The 5,105-nt window shown below is 68.9% G+C and carries 4 protein-coding genes; 1 reads left to right on the forward strand and 3 read right to left on the reverse strand.

The window, feature by feature from the left end; translation table 11 throughout:
- From DBR10_RS07370 to DBR10_RS07380, 3 genes are all read right to left on the reverse strand, one after another.
- On the reverse strand, positions 1–629 hold a 629-nt coding region (locus DBR10_RS07370), incomplete at its 3' end, for a TonB-dependent receptor (protein ID WP_158273154.1).
- 17 nt (positions 630–646) lie between these two features.
- The gene (locus tag DBR10_RS07375; protein WP_108490166.1) at positions 647–952 is read right to left on the reverse strand and encodes an EthD family reductase; all 306 of its coding nucleotides are present in this window, start codon (positions 950–952) and stop codon (positions 647–649) included.
- Positions 953–988: 36 nt separating this feature from the next.
- Positions 989–4,282, reverse strand: coding sequence for an amidohydrolase family protein (locus tag DBR10_RS07380; RefSeq protein ID WP_108505088.1), 3,294 nt, complete (start codon positions 4,280–4,282; stop codon positions 989–991).
- Between the two features lie 135 nt (positions 4,283–4,417).
- On the opposite strand from DBR10_RS07380, the gene DBR10_RS07385 reads away from it, so the two are divergent.
- Complete coding sequence (locus DBR10_RS07385) at positions 4,418–5,029, forward strand: peptidylprolyl isomerase (RefSeq protein WP_108505087.1); 612 nt, start codon at positions 4,418–4,420, stop codon at positions 5,027–5,029.
- Positions 5,030–5,105 lie beyond the last annotated feature (76 nt).

A 5,105-nucleotide genomic window follows, 5' to 3' on the forward strand; every position in this document is an offset into this window, starting at 1 on the left:
GCCGCCGACCACGCGTCGAGCGCCAGGGGACGGTCGGCGGCACCCCGCCCGGCCCGGACAGGCGTCCAGCCGTCGCTGTGCTCGGCGCTGGCGGTCAGCAGCACCCCGCCCTGCCCGATCGCCTGCCCCAGGGCCAGGCTCCCCCGCCGATAGCCCAGACTGCCGGCACTGGCATCGAGGCGCGCCACGCCGCTGACGGCATCCACGCCCTGCAGGCTGACCACGCCGGTCAGCGCCCCGGCCCCGTAGGCCTGGGCACCGGCCCCGCGCACGATATCGACCGCCGCGATCCCCTCGGACGGCAGGGCCGTCCAGATCACCCAGCCGCCGAACGGATCGTTCTGCGGCACGCCGTCCAGGGTCACCAGGGCCCGGCCGGCCCCCGAGGGCGCGATGGCCCGCAGCGACAGGCCCTGGGTCGTCGGATTGGCCCCCTGGCTGGAGGTGCGCCGAAACAGCGACACCCCCGGGGCCTGGGACATCACCTCGTCCAGCCGCGGACTGCGGGCCAGGTCGGCCCCATCCAGACGCAGGATCGAAAAGGCCCGGTCGCCCGCTGAAGGCGGCAACCGGGCCCCGGTCACGATCACTTCCTGGACCGGCGTCGCCTGAGGCGGAACATCGAACATTCAGGCCTGCTTTGCAGTCAGCCGACCGGACGCGAGATCTGGGTCACCAGCTGGATGTCGGTGAACTGGGCCACGTCGGCGACCACCTCGCCCATGCGCGGCGAGCCCATTGCTGCGGCCATGGCGGCACCGTCGGCGAAGACGATGTCGGCGATCAGCACGAACGGCGGCGGACCGCCGGCCGGATCACCCACACCCTGGCGGATCACCACCTCGACCGGCGACAGAACCTCTTTCACCAGCGGCGTATGATGGGCGACGTAATAGTCGAGGTCAAAACGGGCCCCGGGCGCGGCGGGATAGATCACGGTCAGGATCGACATCAGGATGTCCTTGGTCTGGGTGAGAGGAGCACGTCGTCAGTCGCGATCATGGCCGTGGGCGTCGGCCGTGGAGAGGTCCACGCTCAGGGCCTCGCCGTCCGCGCTCTGGAACCAGAACGGCGGCCGGGCTGGCTTGCCCGCTTCATTCATCTTCGCATCGAACACCCGGCCGTTGGCAATGGTGTAGGCGATCGCGGTGGTGACGCGGATATTGGCCAGGGGGTTGGCGTCCAGCACGATCAGATCGGCCAGCTTGCCGGCCTCCAGCGAGCCGACATCCTTGTCCATGCCCAGCGCCCTGGCCCCGTTCAGGGTCCCGGCCCGCAGGGCCTCCATCGGCGTCATGCCGCCCTGGGCGAACATCCACATCTCCCAGTGCGCGCCCAGGCCCTCGCGCTGGCCGTGGGCCCCGATCTCGACCGTGACGCCCAGGCGGCTCAGCGCCGTGGCCTCGCGGGCGATGCCGATGTGGTTCATCTCCTCGTCCAGGGTCTGGACCGGGCGCCGGGCCCGGTTGTCGAGCAGGCGACGCGGCACATACTGCTGCAGCCGCGCGTCATCCCAGACCTTGGTGTGCTGGTACCAGTAGTTCTCGCCGGAATTGCCGCCATAGGCGACCACCAGGGTCGGGGTATAGGCGACCTTGGTCTGCGGCCAGATCTGCCGGACATCGTCATACAGCCGCGCCAGCGGGATCGAGTGCTCGACCGTCGTGTGACCGTCCATGATCATGGTCATGTTGTGCTGGTACAGCGAGCCGCCCTCGGGCACGACCATCAGGCCCAGCTCGTTGGCCGCCTCGATGATCTGCTGGCGCTGGTCGCGGCGGGGCTGGTTGTAGCTCTTCACGCTCCAGGCCCCGACCGCCTTCATCCGGCGCAGGGTCGAGAGGGCGTCGTCCAGGCTCTCGACCTTGGCGGTGAACGGCGTGGCCGCGCCGTACAGGATCGTACCGGTCGAGAAGATCCGCGGCCCCACCACCTTGCCGGCCCGCTGCAGTTCGGAATGGGCGAAGATCTCGCTGGTGTCGTTTGACGGGTCATGGATCGTGGTCACCCCGAAGCCGAGGGCCGCATAGTTGATCCAGCTGCGCTGCGGAATGATCTCGTCCGAGCCCATCGAGCCGTGCCAGTGGGCATCAACGAGACCCGGCATGATGGTCTTGCCGGTCAGGTCCATCACCCTGGCGTCGGCCGGAACCGTCACCGCCCCCTTGGCCCCGATGGCGACGATGCGGTTGCCGTCCAGCACCACGACGCCGTCCTCGATGACCTCGTCGCCCTTCATGGTGATCAGGCGCGCCCCGGTCAGGGCCAGCTTGCCCACCGGCTTGAAGGCCGGCTGGCTGAAGCCGAGATTGATCCCGGCCTCAGCCGGCTTGGGCAGCTCGGCCGGCGCGCCCTCGACGAAGCTGAAGCTCTGCTTGAGGTCGCGGCTGAACAGCTCCGGACCGAGAGCCCAGTTCAGGGTCTTGCTGTCGCCCGACCAGTGGATCCAGTCGCCGGCGTCGCGGGTGACCCTGGTCTGCGGCAGGGCCTTGCCGTCGACACTGACCGACACCGCTCGGCCGGTCCTCGTGAACGGCGCGACATAGGCGTTGAAGCGCTCGGTCCAGGCCACCCAGCTCTCGTCGGGCGAGACGGCGAACTCCGAGGCCCATTCCGAGGTCAGGTGGGTGCGCGGCTCATGGCCGTTCAGATCCACCGATTTCAAGGCCACCAGCTTGTCCTGGCGGCCGACGAAGAAGATCCGGTCACTGGCGGCCCCGAACTGCGGGGCCGAGCCGTCTTCGGTGATCAGGCTGGCCTCGCCGCCGGCGGCGGGCAGGCGATAGAGGCCCGGATTGCGGGTCCACAGGGCGCTGAGCAGGGCTCCGTCGGCCGAGGCGCGATAGACGATGGTCTTGCCGTCCGGCGAGAACACCGGCTCGACGAAGCGGCCGGGGTTCACATTGACCTTGCGGCCCTCGCCGCCGGTCGCCGGAGCGACCCGGATGCTGCCCAGGCTGTCGTCGTTCCAGGTGGTGTAGACGATGGACTTGCCGTCGCGCGACCACGACGGATAGAGCTCGAAATGGTCTGTCTGCTTGGTCAGGCGGCGCGGCGTGCCGGCCGGCAGGTCGCGGATCCACAGATTGCCCAGCGCCTCGAACACCACCTTCGTGCCGTCCGGCGAGGTCTTGGCCCAGCGGATCATCTTCACGTCGAAGGCGTCGGGCGCGACCTTGACCGGGAAGCGGACGGCCTCGCGGGCCAAGCGGGTGTCGGCGACGTGGAACGGGATCTCGGCCACGGCCTTGCTGGCCACGTCGATACGCTTGATCTTGCCGCCGGCCCAGAAGACGATGGTCTTGCCGTCCGGCGTCCAGCTCATGGCCGGATAGACGCCATGGATGGCCCAGGTCTCCTGCATGTCGCGGTCCAGCGCGTCATAGACCGGCGTCTCGCGGCCCGAGGCGATGTCCATCACATAAAGCACCGACTGGTAGCGAACCCGCCGGATGAAGGCGAGGGACTTGCCGTCCGGCGAGGGCGTCGGGCGGATCGCGCCGCCGGGACCGCCGAGGAACTTGCTGATCTCGCCCGTCTCGCGGTCCAGCCGCTGGATGGCATAGATCTCGGTATTGGGGTCCTTGCTGTATTCAAAGACCCCGCCGGGCGTGACGTCGTCGCTGAAATAGAGGTAGCGGCCGTCGGGCGAGAAGGCCGGCTCGCCGGAGTCCTTCTGCTGGGTGCGGCGCTCGGTCAGCTGCACGCCGTTTCCGCCGCTGCGGTGGAACAGCCACATCTCGCCCGCCCCCAGCGAACGGCCCGAGGTGAAGTGCTTGCGCCCGACGATGTACTGGCCGTCCGGCGTCCAGGCCGGCTGGCTGAGCAGGCGGAAGCTCTCGCTGGACACGGCCTTGGGGTTGCTGCCGTCGCGGTCCATCACCCAGAGATTGTCGCCGCCGCCCCGGTCGGAGGTGAAGGCGATCTGTTTGCCGTCCGGCGACCAGGTGGGCTGCATGTCCCACGAGATGCCGCTGGCGATGTTCTTCGCCTCGCCGCCGCCGATCGGCATCACATAGATGTCGCCCATCAGGTCGAAGACCACCTCCTTGCCGTCGGGGCTGACGTCCAGCGCCATCCACGAGCCTTCGCGGACATCGAGCTTCAGCGTGCGGTCATAGCCGCCGGCGGTGCGCACATCCCATTTGGGCTTGTCGGCCTTTTGGTCTTTGGAGGGATCCTTGACCGCATCCTTGGCGGGCGCGGGCACCGCAGGGGTCTGGGCCAGGGCGGCACCGGAAAACAGCAGAACGGCCGCCGAGGCCAGCAGGATGCGCTTCATGTCGTGTGATTCCCCAAGCGTTCGGGGCGGAGCTTAGCGGATCGCGGGCGCAGCGCGATGGGGATGAACGCTGCCCCGTCGACGCCCCGCGCCCCGCTGGGCTAAGACAGCACGACAACCGCAGGAGTCCCGCCCATGACCGCCCACTGGATCGCCCGCCGCAGCCTTCTGGGTGCCGCAGGTCTGCTGGCCGCCGGGGCCCTGCCCGCCCGCGCGGCGGGGGCCAAGCCCCGCGTGGCCATCGAGACGGCGCTGGGCGTCATCGTGGTCGAGCTGGAAGACAAGAAGGCCCCGATCACCAGCGCCAACTTCCTGCGCTATGCCGACAAGAAGAAGTTCGACGGCGGCACCTTCTATCGCGCCGTGCGGTCCAAGGGCGTCAAGGGCGGCGGCTCGATCCAGGCCGGCCCCGCGCCCCGTGGCCGCCGCTTTGCCCCCATCGCCCACGAGAGCACGACGATGACGGGCCTGCGCCACAAGACCGGCACCATCTCGATGACCCGCAACGAGCCCGGCAGCGCCACCAGCGACTTCTTCATCTGCGCCAGCCCGATGGCCTATCTCGACGCCAAGCCGGGCGGCAAAGGTGACAACCAGGGCTTCGCGGCCTTCGGCACCGTGGTCAAGGGCATGGACGTGGTGCGCAAGATCCTCGCCTCGAAGACCGACGGCGTCCCGCTGAACCCGAGCATGAAGGGCCAGATGATCAATCCGCCCGTGCTGATCACGTCGATGCGGCGGGTTTAGCTTTCCCTTCTCCCCTTGCGGGAGAAGGTGTCAGCCAAGGGCTGACGGATGAGGGGTCGCGCTGAGCTGCGAAACC

This window comes from Caulobacter sp. HMWF025 (assembly GCF_003060965.1).
Taxonomy (GTDB): Bacteria; Pseudomonadota; Alphaproteobacteria; order Caulobacterales; family Caulobacteraceae; genus Caulobacter.

Excerpts from the sequence above, each read along its gene's own strand:
- DBR10_RS07375 (WP_108490166.1), bottom strand. The coding sequence starts at position 952 with ATGTCGATCCTGACCGTGATCTATCCCGCCGCGCCCGGGGCCCGTTTT.
- DBR10_RS07380 (WP_108505088.1), bottom strand. The coding sequence starts at position 4,282 with ATGAAGCGCATCCTGCTGGCCTCGGCGGCCGTTCTGCTGTTTTCCGGT.
- DBR10_RS07385 (WP_108505087.1), top strand. The coding sequence starts at position 4,418 with ATGACCGCCCACTGGATCGCCCGCCGCAGCCTTCTGGGTGCCGCAGGT.